Annotated in this window: 22 protein-coding genes and 1 pseudogene; all 23 read right to left on the bottom strand. The window is 41.1% G+C overall.

The features are described from left to right. Positions 1–154 precede the first annotated feature (154 nt). A complete protein-coding gene (locus JCM10519_RS24020) occupies positions 155–892 on the bottom strand; it encodes a sugar phosphate nucleotidyltransferase (protein WP_054742447.1) in 738 nt (245 codons plus the stop codon). Positions 893–909: 17 nt separating this feature from the next. Continuing rightward, positions 910–1,410, bottom strand: a complete 501-nt coding sequence (locus JCM10519_RS24025; protein ID WP_347845353.1) for an iron-containing alcohol dehydrogenase — start codon at positions 1,408–1,410, stop codon at positions 910–912. Between the two features lie 48 nt (positions 1,411–1,458). Further along, complete coding sequence (locus tag JCM10519_RS24030; RefSeq protein ID WP_054742450.1) at positions 1,459–2,052, bottom strand: iron-containing alcohol dehydrogenase; 594 nt, start codon at positions 2,050–2,052, stop codon at positions 1,459–1,461. A gap of 9 nt (positions 2,053–2,061) precedes the next feature. Continuing rightward, on the bottom strand, positions 2,062–3,594 hold the full coding sequence (locus tag JCM10519_RS24035; RefSeq protein ID WP_054742452.1) for an FGGY family carbohydrate kinase: 1,533 nt from the start codon (positions 3,592–3,594) through the stop codon (positions 2,062–2,064). Positions 3,595–3,611: 17 nt separating this feature from the next. After that, positions 3,612–4,427 carry a class II fructose-bisphosphate aldolase gene (locus JCM10519_RS24040; protein ID WP_054742454.1) on the bottom strand — a complete coding sequence of 272 codons (816 nt, stop codon included), beginning with the start codon at positions 4,425–4,427 and terminating at the stop codon, positions 3,612–3,614. Beyond that, on the bottom strand, positions 4,417–5,169 hold the full coding sequence (locus JCM10519_RS24045) for a glycerophosphodiester phosphodiesterase family protein (RefSeq protein ID WP_054742456.1): 753 nt from the start codon (positions 5,167–5,169) through the stop codon (positions 4,417–4,419). The genes JCM10519_RS24040 and JCM10519_RS24045 overlap by 11 nt, the downstream gene beginning before the upstream one ends. Further along, the gene (locus JCM10519_RS33615) at positions 5,166–5,462 is read right to left on the bottom strand and encodes a hypothetical protein (RefSeq protein ID WP_347845347.1); all 297 of its coding nucleotides are present in this window, start codon (positions 5,460–5,462) and stop codon (positions 5,166–5,168) included. Before JCM10519_RS33615 ends, JCM10519_RS24045 begins: the two co-directional genes overlap by 4 nt. Before the next feature lie 55 nt (positions 5,463–5,517). Next, entirely contained in the window at positions 5,518–5,907 is a 390-nt protein-coding gene (locus JCM10519_RS33620) for a Gfo/Idh/MocA family oxidoreductase (protein WP_347845348.1), read from the bottom strand. Next, entirely contained in the window at positions 5,888–6,502 is a 615-nt protein-coding gene (locus JCM10519_RS33625) for an adenylyltransferase/cytidyltransferase family protein (protein WP_347845349.1), read from the bottom strand. Before JCM10519_RS33625 ends, JCM10519_RS33620 begins: the two co-directional genes overlap by 20 nt. Position 6,503: 1 nt before the next feature. After that, positions 6,504–7,103, bottom strand: coding sequence for a sugar phosphate isomerase/epimerase (locus JCM10519_RS33630; protein ID WP_347845354.1), 600 nt, complete (start codon positions 7,101–7,103; stop codon positions 6,504–6,506). Next, positions 6,994–7,362 carry a hypothetical protein gene (locus JCM10519_RS33635; RefSeq protein ID WP_347845355.1) on the bottom strand — a complete coding sequence of 123 codons (369 nt, stop codon included), beginning with the start codon at positions 7,360–7,362 and terminating at the stop codon, positions 6,994–6,996. Before JCM10519_RS33635 ends, JCM10519_RS33630 begins: the two co-directional genes overlap by 110 nt. 116 nt (positions 7,363–7,478) lie before the next feature. Further along, positions 7,479–7,742, bottom strand: coding sequence for a hypothetical protein (locus tag JCM10519_RS24060; RefSeq protein WP_054742458.1), 264 nt, complete (start codon positions 7,740–7,742; stop codon positions 7,479–7,481). Further along, a complete protein-coding gene (locus tag JCM10519_RS24065) occupies positions 7,735–8,484 on the bottom strand; it encodes a sugar phosphate isomerase/epimerase (protein ID WP_347845350.1) in 750 nt (249 codons plus the stop codon). Before JCM10519_RS24065 ends, JCM10519_RS24060 begins: the two co-directional genes overlap by 8 nt. Then, positions 8,465–8,593, bottom strand: coding sequence for a hypothetical protein (locus JCM10519_RS33640; RefSeq protein WP_347845351.1), 129 nt, complete (start codon positions 8,591–8,593; stop codon positions 8,465–8,467). The genes JCM10519_RS24065 and JCM10519_RS33640 overlap by 20 nt, the downstream gene beginning before the upstream one ends. A gap of 159 nt (positions 8,594–8,752) precedes the next feature. Continuing rightward, on the bottom strand, positions 8,753–10,000 hold the full coding sequence (locus tag JCM10519_RS24070) for a glycosyltransferase (RefSeq protein WP_054742462.1): 1,248 nt from the start codon (positions 9,998–10,000) through the stop codon (positions 8,753–8,755). 121 nt (positions 10,001–10,121) lie between these two features. Continuing rightward, positions 10,122–10,967, bottom strand: coding sequence for a flagellin (locus JCM10519_RS24075; RefSeq protein WP_054742464.1), 846 nt, complete (start codon positions 10,965–10,967; stop codon positions 10,122–10,124). 528 nt (positions 10,968–11,495) lie between these two features. Further along, entirely contained in the window at positions 11,496–11,687 is a 192-nt protein-coding gene (locus JCM10519_RS24080) for a YjfB family protein (RefSeq protein WP_347845352.1), read from the bottom strand. Between the two features lie 93 nt (positions 11,688–11,780). Beyond that, the gene (locus tag JCM10519_RS24085; RefSeq protein ID WP_054742468.1) at positions 11,781–13,319 is read right to left on the bottom strand and encodes an ATP-binding protein; all 1,539 of its coding nucleotides are present in this window, start codon (positions 13,317–13,319) and stop codon (positions 11,781–11,783) included. A 78-nt stretch (positions 13,320–13,397) separates the two neighbouring features. Continuing rightward, positions 13,398–14,069: a response regulator gene (locus JCM10519_RS24090; protein WP_054742470.1), complete on the bottom strand. Its 672-nt coding sequence runs from the start codon at positions 14,067–14,069 to the stop codon at positions 13,398–13,400. A 226-nt stretch (positions 14,070–14,295) separates the two neighbouring features. Next, positions 14,296–15,138: a 5-dehydro-4-deoxy-D-glucuronate isomerase gene (kduI, locus tag JCM10519_RS24095; protein ID WP_054742472.1), complete on the bottom strand. Its 843-nt coding sequence runs from the start codon at positions 15,136–15,138 to the stop codon at positions 14,296–14,298. A 165-nt stretch (positions 15,139–15,303) separates the two neighbouring features. Then, positions 15,304–15,492, bottom strand: a complete 189-nt coding sequence (locus JCM10519_RS24100) for a hypothetical protein (RefSeq protein ID WP_054742474.1) — start codon at positions 15,490–15,492, stop codon at positions 15,304–15,306. Beyond that, positions 15,447–16,826: a methyl-accepting chemotaxis protein gene (locus JCM10519_RS24105; RefSeq protein ID WP_054742476.1), complete on the bottom strand. Its 1,380-nt coding sequence runs from the start codon at positions 16,824–16,826 to the stop codon at positions 15,447–15,449. The genes JCM10519_RS24100 and JCM10519_RS24105 overlap by 46 nt, the downstream gene beginning before the upstream one ends. Before the next feature lie 613 nt (positions 16,827–17,439). Next, positions 17,440–18,033: pseudogene (locus JCM10519_RS24115) on the bottom strand (collagen-like protein); the annotation flags it as partial.

Consider the following 18,033-nt stretch of genomic DNA (forward strand, 5'->3'; position numbering starts at 1 on the left):
CAATACGTTATCCCCGTCCCCTCAAACGTAGTGAAAACGATTTTTTTCTTATTAATAGGGAAAAGCCGAAGTAAATGGTAGAAAAGATTCGTTCTATAGCATTCTCTTTTTCGTTTTCTTATATATCTTTCTTCGCTGCTTAATTTAGTCATTTCTAGAACTCCTTCCTTGCCATTTGGATAAGCGAGTCCGGTATCCCAGCGCTTGCTCTTTGATAATCCTGGACAAAGTCTACCTCATTCCAAAAATACCCTCGTGTAGGCAAAGGTTTTACAAGGAAGCTCTGTTCATCAATTACTCTTTGGACCGCTCCTTCAAAATAAGACGCAAATGCTTTCTCTTTCATTAATTCAATGGCTGCCTTATTCAGTTCTCCTATTACGCTTTTATTGATTTTTGCTATTCCTATAAATTCGCCTTCCGAGGTTTCACATTCCATTGTCTTATTTATTTCTATAATTTTTCCGTCTTTTACCTTTACCTTCATAGCCTCTTCATCACATGGTCCATAATCTACGGGTAAGATCATATCGCCCTCTTCTCGAAGCATAGCCTCAAATATTTCAGGGGCACATAAGGTATCTGCATGTAAATAGACAAAATCATCATGGAGAAAATCCTTCGCCATATAAAAGGAACCTAATACGTTTACCATCTCATAAAACGGATTGAAAACACAGCGAATTCCGTCTATCTTCTCCGCCAATTCTTCAAACAATTCACTTTGATAGCCTGTTACAATAATGATATCTTTAATTCCAAACACGTGAAGCATGGAAATATTATATTCAATCATCTTGATTCCTTTAATTTCCAAAAATGATTTAGGCATATTTTCTGTTAGGCTGCCTAATCTGCTGCCTTTTCCTGCTGCCATAATGATCGCCTGCATATTTATTCTCTCCCGTTCTATAATGAATCGCCATAAATGCTCGATATAATATCCTTCTGTGAACTCAATTTATCATTGCCAATATTTCCCGTTACCTGTTTTGTCAACTCCGGTAAATCCTCTTTTTTAATTCCTAAATCGGCAAGAGTTTTAAGAATGCCTATTTTTTTCATGAACTCAGCCATTTCTTCCCTTGCTTCATCACCGTTAGATATCTCCTTACCGGTCAACCAGTACATAATATCCTTCACTTTTTTTTCATTTACATCATATTGTCTTTGTATCCATGCAGGATATAATGCCGATACTCCTGCCGCATGGCTTGTATCCGTCTTAGCTCCCACTGCATACTGCATCCGGTGAGGAAGACATGTTCCTACGTTGGCTAAGTTAATTCCAATTATCATGCTCGCATAGCTCATAGCCTCTCTCGCTTCATGATTATCCAAGTTGACCATTAATAACGGAAGATTCTGTCCTACCGTCTGATGGCCTTTTCCGAGATCATATGTGACCAGCTATTTGCCTTTACCGCCGTATAACTTTCTATGGCGTGGGCCAAAGCATCAAATCCTGTTTCCATCGTAATACCAAGGGGCATGGTCCATGTGTATACAGGATTTACAATTGCCGCTTTCGGCAATACCATAGTTCCTCTTATTCCGCCTTTCATATGATGAGTCAGACTGGATATAATTGCACCCTTGCTCAATTCGCTTCCACTGCCGGCAGTAGTCGGTATGGCTATTATGGGCAGCGTATTCCCGGTAGGTTCTATTCCCTCCAATAAAAAAACGTTCCAATTTCTCAAAGGTTCCTAATCCCACCGCAGTAGTTTTTGCTGCATCTATGGCGCTTCCTCCTCCAAAACCGATAATCGCTTTCACTCGTCTATCCATACCTATTTTAACTGCCTCATTAATTTCCTCCAGCTTTGGATTAGCGCTTATATTATCAAATATTATGGTTTCTTCTACATTCGGAAGATTGTCCAGAATATTCTTTAGTTCATTCAAATATCCGAATTTTATCAGGCTTCTTCCAGTTGTAACTATCATGACATTTCCGGTCAGCCATTTGTTTTCTTTCTTTAAGGCTTCTTCCACATTATTATTTCCAAAATATATCTTTGTGGGTAACTCTAAAGTAAATCCTTTCATAGTAAAACCTCATAAATTTTCAATTCTGACTTCTCTGTCATCGACCATCTCTTTAATTAATTTCTTTCTTCTTACATATAAATCTTTGACAGTCTCATAGGTATCTTTATAAAGCTCATACATATACATATATTTTTGATGATTTATCATATTGGGCTTTATGATCATACGTACAGATACAAACTTTTCTGCCGCCTCTCTTAGGTCCGCAAAATATCCCTTCCCAAGCAGAACCATCATCGCCGCACCCGTAGATGTGGTCTCAAATTCGGATAAAACAAGTACATCCCGCCCCAAAATATCCGCTTTTATCTGAGAGATAAGATTAATTCTTGCCAATCCGCCTGATAAACGAACTGAACTAATCTTTGTTCCCGTTTGTTCGATAGCAGCTATCATATCCATATCAATAAAACCAGTGCTTTCAAATACCGCCCTCGTCATATCCTTCCTGGTGTGCATTCTTTCTATACCAAAAAATACACCTCGTGCATTATCATCCCAAATCGGCGCCCGCTCTCCCAACAGATAGGGAAGAAATATTAAACCTCTCGCTCCAAGAACCGATTCTCCTGCTTCTTTTTCCATTATCTCATAAGGATAAATTTCGTTTTGATAATAACATTGTTTTACCCACTCGATCAAGCCCCCGCCCAAATTATTGCTGCCGCCTATAATATGAGCGTCCTCTTTATAAAGTGGAAGATTATAGATTAAGGAATTGCTTTTAAGACTGCTATTTCTTGATAAAGCACGCAATACTGTTACTGTTCCCGACACATCGCTCGCTTCGCCATCTTCTGCCGCTCCACTCCCTACAAAGGAACAAATCGCATCGTAAGACGAAACAATAATTTCCGCATTCTTATTAATTCCCAGTCTTCCGGCCAAATCCGGGCATATTTTTCCTATGGTATCTCCCGGATCCATCACCCTTGGAAGTCTTTCCCCTGAAATTCCTAACACATTTAAAAGATTTTCCGGGTAATACCTTTTCTCTATATTATAGTGATATTTTATCGCATTAAAATAATCCGTGACATATAATCCGCTAAGCATATACAGCATAAAATCATTGGGCGATAAAAATTTATCCGTCTCATCGAAAACTTCGGGCATGTTTCTTTTTACCCATAATATTCTTGGCAGCATAAGGCTGGCACTCATATCCAGCAATGTTTCCTCATATACCTTTTTAAATTCATCCAGTTCAGAAATATATTTACTCTCTTCTTCTGCCCTTTTATCGGAAACCATAAATGCCCTCATAAGCGGCGTCCCTTTTTTATCAACGCATACAAGGCAAGAAGCAGATGCCGTAACAGTTATGTAATCAATACATATATCCTTACATTCACAGGCTGCTCTTTCTATAAGCTTCTCCGCACTCTGCCACCACTCTCTCGGATCCTGTTCCACTTTTTCCGCGCTGATAGCCGTCTTAATCGGGATTGCTTCATTAAATAGCTTCATCCCGTTTTCATTAAAAACGATGCACCTTATACTTTTCAACCCCATATTGATAACCATTACATTCTTCATTGCTTTTTGTCCTTTTTCTATATGATGATTCCTAATTTATGAAACGCCATCTGGTAAATAGCCTCATAAATTGTCTTTTCCACAAGAGTTGCCTGAAATCCCTCTTCTTCCAGGAGTCCATCTTTCAGAGATTTCATAATTCCTTTCCGATATGCCAGCTTGACTTCCGTTGATATATTTATCTTTCTTACATTTTCCTTTTGGGACAGTTTCCTGATTTCACCGTCTTCCATACCACTGCCTCCATGTACGACAAACGGTATTCCAGATAACTGTGCCACATAATCTATCAAATCATAATCCAGTTTTGGTTTTCCTTTATAAATGCCGTGAGCATTGCCAAATGCTACAGCAAGCATATCGACTTCTGTCTCCGCAAGAAATTTTCTTATTTCCTCCCGGCTTGCGATGCGGTGCTCCTGTATATCTATATTATCCTCGATTCCTTTTATCTGTCCGACTTCTGCCTCTACCAACACCCCCACTTTATGCGCCATTTCCATTACCCGATTTGTCTTATCAATGTTTTCCTGTATGCTTAAATCAGAAGCATCTATCATAACTGAATCCCATTCCATTGCAATGGCATCCTCAATTATTTTCATATCTTTACAATGATCCAAATGCAGCCATACGCTGATTTTCTTTTTATCAGCATAGCTCTTAATAAATGCTCTCGTCTCCCTGGCATCTATTTGGCTGTATATTCCCGCCGAAGTCTGTAGAATGATATTTTTTTTCCGATCAGCTGCTGCATCGACTACCGCTTTGGCAGAATTAACATCCCATATATTAAAAGCAAGCAGGCATTCCGCCTGTAAATTACTTATCATCTCTTATCTCACTTCCTAAATCAGGTTTGTTGGTTATAATTCCATCCACACCCATATCACAAAAACGACGTATTTCTTTTCCGCTATTTATTGTCCAAATATTTATTTCTATTCCTCTTTCATGAAGATCCTCAAATATACCTTTCCTGTCCAAAAGATACCATGCAGGATGAACTGTATTTATTTTGTACTTCTCTGCATAATCCCCAATATCCATAATACCGTCGCAATAAAGAAATGCCACCTTTGCCGAATCTTCCATCTCTCGAAGCTTCAGCATAGACGCATGTGAAAAAGAAGAAAATAATGTTCTGTCAAGCACCTTTTTTTCTTTTATTATTTTCAATACTTTTTCTTCCATACCCTCATAGGAAAATATGTTATTTTTCAGTTCTATATTAAACAAAAATGCTTTTTCACCCTTGGACCTTTTGGGGACAAATTGTTCCAACACTTCCTCCAGCAAAGGAATTTTAACCCCTTCAAATTCAGGATGTGTCCTGTTGAATTGAAAGCCTCTTAATTCTTCCAGGGAATAGTCTTTCACATATCCTTTGCCATTGGATACCCTGCTTATCTCCTCATCATGGGTGACTACCAGATATCCATCTCTTGTCATCTGTACATCAAATTCAATCCCATCTGCTCCCATATCGTAAGCCATCTGAAATGCTTCCATGGTATTTTCCGGTGCATACTGGCTCGCTCCGCGATGACCATATATTTTCGTCTGATACCTCATTTTCTCGTCTCCATGAATTTCTCCACAACTCCCGCCATAGCAATGGATTCCTCTTCTGTGAATTTATAAGATTTTCTCTCTCCATTGTGAATCAACGACACGAATTCACTTAATTCATAACGAAGGCCATCTCCTAAAAATCTGGCAGTATACTGTTCCTTCTTGTAAGGATTTTCAAAACGAACTTCAAAGGACTTTGTCAGCCACCAAGGGGACTCCGCGAGAATATATCCTTTGGTTCCTGCAATAATCAACTGCCCCTCTGATTTTACAGCAACGCCGGTTTTAGACAATGCCAGCCCTCTTTCAAAAGAAAAAGAGGCTTTTGTATACAAATCAATGCCATGCTCATTTTTTTATACTGTCAAAGCTTACACTTTTATATTGTGTTCCTAACAGTTTAAAGATAGGAAGCATCGTATGGTTTCCAAATTCCAGAAAACCGCCACCGTAATTTGAGTCCTTACTTTCCCTGGAATCCGGATCTGCAATTCTGGTAAAGCAGGCTTCCACATCCACAATGTTCCCAATGATTCCGCTTCTCGCTACTCCCAAAAGCTGACTAAAGCCGGGACAATACGCTGTTTTAATAGCCTCCAGGAGCAAACAGTCGTTGGCTTTTGCCGTTGCAAACAGCTCCTGCGCCTGTGCTTTAGAAAAGGCCATGGGTTTTTCACACAATACATGCTTTCCCTGGCTTAAAGCTGCTTTTGCATATTCATAATGTGTCTGATGCAAAGAAGCAATATATACCGCATCTAACGGATTTAAAAAATTCCTCAAAGCTCTCCCAATTTGCCTGAACCTCGAAACGCTTTGCAAACCGTTCCGCACTTTCCCTGTGAGGATTGTAAACACTGACCGTTTCAATACCGCTAACAAACTTCGCTTCAGGTATAAATCGTGCTGCAATACGTCCGGTTCCCACGATTCCCATGTTTATAATGGGATACTTTTGTTTTCTTATTAAGGTACTGGATATTTCCTTTGTTCTTTCCAGATACACCACCTCACAAAAATCTTTCAGATAGTCAAATTCACCTATCCAATCTGAGCCAATGGCAAATGTATCCACACCGTATTTATGAATATCCTCCACTTTTTGTCCCACGTGGTCTTCCACTATGATTTTATCTGCAAATCCGGTTTTTTTCACATTTTCAATCCGGTCTATAATGGAATCTACTACGTTTAATTTCCCCCGGGATTCATCATATTGCTCCGTGGTAACTCCCACAATCAAATAATCGCCTAAAGCTTTCGCTCTCTTAAGCAGCTTGTAGTGTCCCTCATGAAATAAATCAAAAGAACCATATGTAATTACCTTTTTCATTTTATCGTCCTGTTCCCTCCTCTAACTGCTTTGCCCAATGCCTTCCAATATCTGCAATCAGTCTAAGCACACTGTCCTGCAACTCTTCCGGAAAGCACTTCAATGCCCCAAAGGTCTCAAAGCTCAGCACACCATGGAATCCTATTTCTTTCAGCCCGTATAAGAAACCGTTCCAATCAGTGCTTACTTCTCCAGCCAATTCTTTCGTGAAAGTAAACGGTAATTGATGCAGGTCACGGATTCCATCATTATCGTGAATATGAAGTGCCTGTATTCTGTCCCCTAAGGTAAGGATCGTCTCCTTCATATTTTTACCGAGAATATTGGCATGTCCCGTGTCAAAACAAAAAGCAAAGCACTCTTCCCCTGCTATTTGATTTAGTTTGTCCACATATTCAGCCGCTTGATAAGGGTCTGCGCATACACCTTCGCAGATTCTTCCCCCAAAACCATCATATAAATTTTCCAGACAAATTTTTACACCGTATCTCTTACATGAAGGAATCAGGCTTTGAAAAAAAGTCCATATTTTTCTTATATTCTTCCAATCTTCCCAATGGATAAGACAATTTAAAAGGATGTACGACCAAATATGGCGCATGAAGTGCAGCACAGGCAAGAATACTTTTCTCCGCTACCATATGTAAATATTCCTTGTCTTCTTCTCTGCCATAAACATATAGAGGATATGGAGCATGGGCCTGAGAAAACTCCAATCCCTCTCGTTGTGCCATAAGGTAGTATTCATCAAAATGTGCAGATAGCATTTCCTCGGACTGATCGAAGAAATGATTTATTTTTCCCTGATAAATAAGATTATTAGGTAAAAAAACGGTCAAGATTAAAATCGATACAGTCAAAACCTGCAGCCCTTATCCTATGAAAATCTTTTTCTTCCGCTTTATTCCCTAATAAAAGCCGGGACTGTATTCCTATCTTCAACATAGATTCTCCCTTTGATTGCTTTTTTCCACATTTAAATTGGTTTACCGTTCATTCTCAGTATTTCTTCTGTCAATTCATAGTGATTGATTCCCATATCACTCAGTTGTTTTGCTATTTCTTCATAATAACCATTGCACAAAATCACAATCCTCTCATCTTCAGGAATCTCAAATATAGCCTCTGGATTACAAATAGGAATCCCTAGCTTTTCTGTTCCCCAAAGGCAAGCATTATTATCTACAACAAAAACAGGAGGATGTTTTTTTCCATATTGACCCATGTATACATCAAACATCCTGCCAGCCCCAAATAAAATCTTTTTTTCTAGAGCCCATCTGATCTAATATTTGATTAAAACATATGACATGAGAAAAATTAACTCCTATCCTATAAAGGAATTGAAGCAACGAATCTTGCAATACTCCCGGAAAACCTGTAAAACTCCGGTAAGTTTCAAAGCTAAGCACACCCTCAAAACTGATCTCTCTGAGTCCTAATAAAAATCCACTCCAATCTGTAGAACAAAGCCCGGTCCTGGCATCGGAAAAGCTATAGGGTATTTGGTGAGAATCCGTGACTCCATCATTATCATGAATATGCAGTACTTTTAAATGAGAGCCAAGCGCCCTCACTTCTTCTCTAAGATTTTTCCCAAGCACATTGGCATGTCCTACGTCAAAACAAGCACCAAAGCGCTCTTCTCCGGCTTTCTTATTCAAGATATCAATATATTCTACCGTCTTATCAGCCTCGGAGCAAGCGCCTTCCCATACCCTTCCAACTCTCCGGTAAGGCATATTTTCAATGCAGATCACTACCTTTTGCCGGCTGGCTTCTTCTGTCAATGATTCAAAATATTCCAGATTTATTCTTTTCTCTTCCGCCCTTCCCAGCTCAAATGCCAGTTCCAGCGGATGCACTACCATATACGGACTTCCAAGAAGCCTGCATATGGCAATACTTTTCTTCATTTCCTCCAGAATATATTCCATTTTATCCGGTCTGTTTGGTTCGTACTTAAATATAGGCGCATGCACTTGAGGAAACCGTATCCCATGCCTTGCCGCGCATTCCTGATGTTTTTTTAAAATAGGTAACTTCCAGTTTCTGTGTGCTGTCTTCAGGACTCACGATATTGTAATCCACGCAAGTGATTCCAGCCTGCTTAATTTTCTTATATCCTGCTTCTATTGCACTTTCTCTGATAATTCCTCTGACTGTACGCCAATTTCCAACATATCTTTTCCTTTATTTGTATTTTAGCTAAAAATCTCGTTTGCTCCGGCAACAAATTTCTGCTCCTCCTCAGACAACAAAGAAGAAATCTGTTTTTCCAATGCCGGAAAAGGAACCTTTTCTGCTACCTTTATTAAAAAAAGCCTTATTCTTAAAAGAAGAAAGGTCATAGAGCTTTGACAGAAAGCCAAAAGTAGCCGCAGCAGTCGCTTCCTCTCCCGGCTCTCTTTTTAGAAGAAGCAATATCTCCTTTAAGACAGAAAACTCGTAAGGTTCTGCCCTTAAAGTAAACACGCCGTACCGGATCATCTCAGAAGAACGGTTATGCTTTGCATAGAAGAAAAAGAGCCACTGGTATACAAAGGTAAGTCTTCCAGACATGTCAAGAGGATCATTTCCCTTATACTCATCCAGCATATGAAGTGCCTGTTCAAAGTACAGCCTTGCCTTCTCCTCTACCCCTTGTCTGCAGAACCATTGCCCTGCCCAATAGTCTACATCCGGAGTATCGCATCCACGGCTTTTCGCGTTTTGATAAACCTCCATAAAGTCTTCATCACTGTCAGAATTCCTTATATACTTTGTCTTAAGCCAAAAGGCAAAGCTGAGATTCCTCCTATCTATCTCCATAACAGCATCCGGATTCTCAGTTGCACGGAAAAAAGCTTCCTCTGCCTCCTCCAGCTTTTCATCTGCCAGAAGAGAATCCCCAAGATAAGACCACATCATGGAATTTCCCGGATCTTTTTCCAGTTCTTTTCGTATCATGAAGATATTGCGCTCTTCTTTCTTTTTTTCTATGCATACTGCCCTTGCGTATCCGGTATGGAAAACAGCAAGGTTTTCCATGGCATCCCAGGAAAAGAGCTGACTTCCATCGGTTAAATCCAGATATTCATGAATCCTGCTTCGATAACGGAGTTTCGGAATGTTCCTGAAAATCCGATACTGCACCCCGGTATTTATACGGTTCCCGGAGTCATCCAAATTTACCAGCAAAGTCCTTATCACATGGGGACGGGCCGGATGAGAAGAATTCTTTTCCACTCTTTTTAGCATTGGTAATATCTTTCTCGCATCTTCATCTGAAAAATATTCATCTGCATCCAGAAACGCAATCCAATTCCCTTTCGCCTGCTCAATAGCAAAGTTTTTAGCGGCAGAAAAATCATGATCCCACGGAAAATGAAAGACCTTTGCTCCCATGGCTTCCGCTATTTCTACTGTCTTATCGGTAGATCCCGTGTCTACCACGATCTGCTCGCAGACAATTCCTTTTCCCCAGCTCAGAGCCTGCCTGATATTTTTTTTCCTCATCCTTCACAATCATGCACTGGGACAGACGAATGACCGGTTTCATAAGAACTCCTCCTATTTCGATAAAATAATCCCCCGAAAAACCATCTTTCCGGGGGATTGTAAGCTTAAAATGCGGCAATTACTGAAGTAACTGTAATACGCCCTGTGGAAGCTGATTTGCCTGAGCCAGCATAGCCTGAGAAGCCTGAACAAGAATGTTGTTCTTGGTATAGGACATCATCTCTTTCGCCATATCCACGTCACGAATGCGGCTTTCTGCAGCAGTCATGTTCTCAGCGGTTGCGCCTAAGTTGTTAACTGTATGCTCCAGACGGTTCTGATATGCACCTAACTTACCACGAATACTGGAAACATAGTTGATAGCATCCTTAACCTTTGATACAGTTGCTGCAGCTTTAGTAGTATCAGCACCGTCGATCTTAGCAGTGCCAATTCCTGACATTCCTGTTGCAGAAGTCGCAATGCTGCTGATCTTTACACCTAACATATTGTTGGTGCTTGCTGTATCACCGATCTGAAGTGTAATTGTTGTTGACGCTGCACCATTACCATTCAGAAGTTTTGTTCCATTGAAAGTTGTGGTATTAGCAATACGATCAATTTCAGTTGTTAACTGATCATATTCTTCCTGTAAGTTCTTACGGTCAACGTCCTGGTCATAGATTCCGTTAGCAGACTGCATAGATATCTCAACCATACGATTTAACATGGAATGAACTTCTGTCAAAGCACCTTCAGCGGTCTGGATCAAAGAAATACCATCGTTAGCATTCTTCTGAGCGGTATCAAGGCTTGTGATCTGTGCTCTCATCTTCTCAGAAATAGCAAGGCCAGCAGCGTCATCACCTGCACGGTTGATTCTGTAACCAGAAGATAATTTCTCAAGGCTCTTACTTACTGAAGTGTTATTGTTTCCTAACTGTCTGTGTGCATTTAAAGCAGCGATATTGTGTTGAATTCTCATAGATATTTCCTCCTTGAATGTGTTTTCAGGGAATTCCTTTTCCCTGCGTGATGTATTTTCCTGAATCAGGAAAATACGAAGATCATAACTGCGGAATCTTGCGGGGTACCAGCCGCAGGAACGATTCCAGATTTTTGACACATGTATCTTTGGAAGTGTGTAAAACATAACATTTAAATGAATTTAAATATATGTTTTTATAACTTCCTTTCATGTACTTTATCGTACCAATGGGAATGAAAGATAAGTCTTTTTTTTAATATTTTAAAATATTTTCTATTTATCGTTATAATGATACCTGCAAATCAAAATGTATACTCTGCCATCGTGCATCTTGTATATGATATTGGTTTTGTTGTTTATTCAATGGCTCAGAATCCCGGTAAAATTATTGACTGGCAAATATAGCCCATAAGCGCCGCAAAAGCAAATAATATGGCAATCTCAAGATCAAATTTAAGGGGATCGGGCAATTCCTGAGTTAATAATAGAAAAGGAGATATGCCTCCGCATATCCCCTCTTCCCCTCTAGGCTCTGGTATCCACAATCTGTCCGATTCCATTCCCGGACACCTGCTGGGGAAGCGCCGCTTCCGCCATCTTTAACAATCCTTCGGCAGCTATTTCCTGAGAATCCATAGCCTTCTTTGCAACGCTGATCCCTGCACTCTGCTGTACTCTTGCAAGGCTCATATCCATGCTCATTGCGCCAATATCCATTCCTTTCATTCTCCTTTCACGGAATACGTCTTACGGTATCTCATTCCATTTTCTATTAGTTATATCGGCCATCTTCTGTCCTTAAATAACAAACTACGAACTTTCTTTATAACAATCCAGAGTAAACCAGAATTCCACGCCCCCCTTCACATTCCGTACACCACAGGACTTCCCATGGGAATCCATAATCGCCTTAACAATAGAAAGACCAATACCGCTGCCCCCATATCCCCTTGTATGTGCCTTATCCACCTTAAAAAACTTGGTCCAAATCTTCGGCAAGTCCTCATCCGGGATATTCTGACCGGTGTTAAATACGGTTACAAGAGCTTCCTCTCCATTCTCCTCCGCCGTTATCACAATCTTACGCTCTCCTTCCAAATGGTTCAGCGCATTATTCAAATAGTTTGTAATGACTTCTTCTATTTTAAATTCATCGGCAAGTACATAAATGGGACCGCAATCTTCCAGTTTCACCTCAGCGCCCTTCTGCTGAATCAAAATACCTGCGGAATTAATGATACCGCGAAGCAGTTCCGTCAGATCGAAGCGTTCCATCTGAATGCTGTCATTGCCAAATTCAAGGGCAGTAAGATTAAGTAATTGGCGGACCATGGTATTCATTTTTCCTGTCTCATCCATGATGACTCCGCAGTAATAATCCCTGCTTTCCGGATCCTCCGCCATCCCTTCCGTAAGGCCCTCCGCATATCCCTGGATAAGTGCAATGGGAGTCTTTAATTCATGGGAAACATTGGCGATAAAATCCTTTCGCATTTCATCAATTTTTATCTTTTCATCAATATCCTTCTGTAGCTTTTCGTTGGCTGCCCGCAGCTGCCCGATGGTATCCTTTAAGGTATTAGACAGCTGGTTCATGCTGTTTCCCAGCACTCCAATCTCGTCTTCCTCTGTGCCAATGTATTTGGCATCAAAGTCCAGCGCCGACATCTTTTCTGATAAATTGGCCAGCTGAAGAATGGGCGAAGTAATTCTTTTTGTGGTAAAATATATAAATATACTTCCTATGACCAGAGCCGCCACTCCCACATAGGCGAGAAACCGGTTCGCCAGATCCACACTTTCTGTAATGCTGGCAAGAGGAATGGATATGAGGAAAATGGTTTTATTGTCAGAAAAATATCCCCAGCTTTCCAGATAATAAGAATCGGAACGTCTGTCATAAGTTTTCTGAATAATGTAATTATCGTGTTTTTTTAAAATACTGGCTTCCGGCATGTTCTTTCCGAATATATACGCCTCCACCCTGTTTTTTAAAAACAGCTGATCCCCGTTTGTGGATATGAGGGCCTCGTCTGTGGTGCTGTCGATCAGCACTGTCATCAGATTGTATTTTTCCCCCATGATGCGGAACATCTTCTGCGCCGGGCCTTCATTTTTAAAATTGGGGTCATAGGTATCCTTATAATATTCAATGATCCCTTTCCCGCTCTCATTCGCCTGTGTTACTACCTTGTCGATCTGCGTATAGGCTCTCTCCAGAGTGCGTACCTTATCGCTGGTGTAAAAGCTCTCCAGAAACCAGTTGTTTACGCACCATGTGGAAGTAAGGACAAAGGCCATCAGACATACAAAAATTATGGCAAAACGTGCCCTGATGGAATGCTTCATTTATTCACCTCAAATGATATCCTTTCCTCTTTTTTGTCCACTGTTTTCGGACATAAAGGTATGCCCGCAGGGCGTTCCTCATACTTCGAATTTATATCCCATTCCCCATATGGTCTTAATATAGTCTCCTTTATCACCCATCTTGTTTCTCAACTTCTTTACATGGGTATCTATGGTCCGGGCATCTCCAAAGTAATCGTAATTCCAGACATTGTTCAGTATTTTCTCCCTGGATAGGGCAATCCCCTGATTTTCCAGGAAATAAGCTAAAAGTTCAAATTCCTTGTAGCTTAAATCAATGTCTTTTCCGTCAATGGTGACCTGATGGGCCGCTTTGTCAATACAGATTCCTCCAATTTCCACTGTATCTGCGGCGACAGCATTGCTGCGCCTTAATATGGCATCCACACGGGCCACCAGAATCTTGGGGCTGAAGGGCTTTGAAATGTACTCATCCACCCCCAGGTCAAAACCCTGGAGCTCGTCACGTTCTTCACTTCTTGCTGTCAGCATGATGATGGGAACCTGGGAATATTTACGGATTGTTTTGCAGGTCTCCCAGCCATCCATTTTAGGCATCATTACATCCAAAATGATCAGTACTATGTCCTTTTGCTCAAAAAAGATATCCACAGCTTCTTCTCCATTGGAAGCCTCGACCACAGAAAAACCTTTTACACTTAAAAAATCCTTTACCAGCTTTCTCATTCTGGCCTCATCATCCACTACTAATATCTTTAACTGTTCCATATATAACCTCCTGAAATCAGATCTTTCTATCACAAAGTATTCATCAGTGATATTGTATCAAATGGAAAGGCGGATTTCTACATTTTCACAGAGATTTCACACGATTCAAAGGAAAATAGCTGATCACCAGATTATTCCCCTGACCCAGGAACCATATTCCGATTCCGGCAAAGCAAAAAGCAGATGCGCCGGAAAGAGCGCATCTGCTTTATCATAAATATAAAAACTATCTTAATTCTGTTGTAGGAATTGTATCCATATCATCGAATGCCTGGTTCTCTCCGCCCATTGCCCAGACGAAGGTATAATTGCTGGTACCTGCACCGGAATGGATGCTCCAGGATGGGCTGATTACTGCCTGCTCATTCTGCATAACAATGTGTCTTGTCTCATTGCCTTCGCCCATCATATGAAATACTACATTGTTCTCCGGAATTTCGAAGTACATGTAAATCTCCATACGTCTTTCATGGGTATGGGATGGCATGGTGTTCCATACACTGCCTGGATCCAGAACGGTCATGCCCATAGACAGCTGGCAGGTCTCCAGCACGTCCGGATGGATAAACTGGTTGATCACACGTTTATTGGATGTCTCCATAGCGCCCAGAGGTTTCTTTGCTGCTTTTTCAATTGGAATGAAGGTGGTTTTGCAGGATTTATGGGCCGGTGCACTTACCATATAGAATTTAGCAGGGTTTGATGCATCATCACTGGAAAAAATAACTTCTTTTGTTCCCTTGGTGATATATAAGCAGTCCTTATATCCCATTTTGAATTCTTCCCCATCTGCAACGATCTTTCCTGTGCCTCCAATGTTGAAGATACCAACCTCACGTCTCTCAAGGAAATAGCTTGTACCGAAATTTTTCCAGATATCAATTCCCTTATCAATGGAAACTGTTTCTGTTGTTGGCATGCAGCCTAAAGTCACCATGCGGTCTACGTGAGAATATACAGCAACTACCTCATTGGCAATGTATAAATTTTCAATTAAAAATTCATTTCTGGTTTCTTCTGTTGTGTAACGTTTGAAATCCTTCTGATTTGCAGAATAGCGGATATCCATTTATAAAAAACCTCCTTATATAATTAATTTAGAAATAACTGACCAGCTTCATCGTATCATAATGAGATTTTTAATTCAACATCTTCTTGGATATATCATCAAAAAGAACATACAATTCAATTTTTAAACAAGAAACGAACAAATGTTAGATGAATCACTTATTTCTTACTGTTCAGTAATTTTAAACTTATTTACTTCTTCACGCAGCAAATTGGCCTGCGCGGAAAGCTCTTCACTGGAAGCAGAACTTTGCTCGGCCGTGGCTGCATTGCTCTGAACTACCGCAGATATCTGCGTAATGCCATAAGTTACCTGATTAATGGCAATGGTCTGTTCACGGGATGTGGTTTCCACTGACTCCATGAGTCACGCACATGCCTGGCCTGGCTTGAAACATCCATGAGAATGTCCGCATTTTCCTGGGCCGTGTTCATTCCCTCTTTAACAGCATTAGAGGCGTTTTTAATCAATACTGCCGTCCGTTTCGCAGCCTGAGCTGCCTGGGCGGCAAGGCCGCGGACTTCTTCAGCCACAATGGCAAACCCTTTGCCTGCCTCACCTGCACGGGCAGCCTCCACTGCCGCATTCAGTGCCAGCAGATTTGTCTGAAAAGCGATTCCATCCATATCCTTAGTAATTTTCCCTATTTCATCTGAGGTCATTTTAATCTCATCCATTGCCGTTAGCATCTGTTTCATTTTATCATTGCTATTTTCTACCCGCTCTACGGTCTGTTCTGCATACCCGGTTGCTTTTTCTATATGTGCAGAGCTTTGCTCCACCTGCGTGGAAATCTCTGTAATTGATGCAGAAAGCTGTTCAATGGTCCCAGCCTGCTCCGCAGCTCCCGAAGCCAGAGCCTGCGCAGCGTCAGCCACCTGGGAAGAACCTGCGCTCACCAGATCTGCCGACTGGTGGATGGCCCGCAGCGTCCTGTTAAGCTGCTGATGAATCAGAAGAAGGGAATCGCGGATTGGCGCAAAATCACCAGAATATTCCTTTTCCACCGGAAGAGTCATATCGCCCTGGGCCAAATGCTCCAAATGTATGGTAATATCATTAACCACATCGGCCATCCTGATAATCAGCTCATCGGTTGCACGGGACAGTACTTCCATCTCGTCCTTTGTCCGGCAGACAGGCACCGGAGGCGTATGTACATCTCCCGCTGCCAAAAGCTTTAGACGGCCTGCAATAGGGCTTAGTGGCGCGGTTATGCGATTCAACTGGATGGCCAGAACCAAAAGGCCGGTCACGCAGATGCCCGCTGAAACTCCAAGAAGCAGCAATATTTCAAATATTTTCTGCTTTTGGTAGCCTGCAACGGCTCTGTCAATATCATCAATATAATTACCCGTGCTGATATACCAGTCATAAGGTTCAAATTTTAAGGTATATGCCCTCTTTGAGAATATGCCATCCTGTCCCGGCTTGGTAAAGTAATAATTGGTATATCCGCCGCCAGGCTTTGAACCATTCCCGATTAAATTACGAATATAGTAATCTCCGGCCAGATCCTGTTCATTATACCGCTTTTTCCCTTCGTAATCAGGATTCATATGTATGGCGCACAATCCGGTAGATGTATCCGCCCAGAAATAGCCTGTTCCATTGTTGTAACGGGTATCCCGCACAATGCTTTCCGCATTTTTTTCGTGCTTCCAGCTCTGTAATCTCACCATTTTCATAGCGTTTATAATTGGCCTCTAACTCGCTGACAAGACTTTCCACCACTGTTTTGATATTTGTATCAAACTTTGATAGCTTGAATCAATCCAATTCTGATACGCACGATTCAAGCTTACGTAAAAGATCCCCGTCAACAGGAAAATTGTGCTGAAAACCAAAACACTTACAAATAAAATGAGCTTACCTCTTACCTGCAATCTGTATCTTTTCTGTTCTACCATGCTGTGCCTCCTCCATGATTGCATAAGTTTTTCTATGAAATATCATACCTCGCCAGCGAAATTTGTGCAATGCAACTTCTTTCAGAGCTGTGAGGAACTATTCAGGGTTTTATTCCATTTCGTTGGAATAATGTGGAAAATCGACAAATTTTTTTAGACATTTGTACCACACCAGTAATATAACCTGTTTTTAATGCCATAACCATGCAAGAATACAATTTAGATTAGATAATTATCAGATATAAAGCATTTGACAAGCAGGTATATGGGATTTCGTAAAAAACAAATTATCCCGAAGTTTTCACGAACACTTTAATTATATAAAGTATTTGGCTAAACTTCGGGATAATTTTTATAAAATAATTAAACTTGAGATTACGGTCCGCTTATGCTATGCAATCCTGTGAACAGACCATACGATTCCTCCTGTATTGGCTCCTCCCAGGTTCAGATTTAAGGACAAACCGCTTGATACATAAAACAGACCCACAACGTCACCGCTATTTAATGTTGCATCGCCAGCCAGGGTTACTGTTCCATTTCCCAATACAGCCCTTAAAGTCAGGGCAATCAGGCTGATGTTTAAAAGGGGGAATAGCCCGCTCACAATCGTAGTAACTGTGGGTGATGTCCTCGATACTGCAAAAGACGGATTTACATTGCTTCCAATGGAACCTGTTATTGCCACTGTTGTGGAGTAGTTAATAGTTGCCTTTATAGAATATCTTCCTGTTGCAGGTACTGTAAAGTTTCCTGTTGTAGCATTAAAACTGGCATCTCCATAATAAGGAGCAGTTGTGGCCCAGTTTGTTATTTGAGTATCTGATGATACTGATAGGGAAGATACGAATGCAGAGAATCCGGTTGTGGCAAAAATCGGGCCGGTTGGACCCGTAACTCCTTGCGGGCCAGTTGGACCGGTTGCTCCCTGCGGACCGGTTGGACCAGTTGCTCCCTGTGGACCTGTCGGGCCGGTAACTCCTTG

It is taken from the genome of Clostridium sp. NkU-1 (assembly GCA_001312405.1).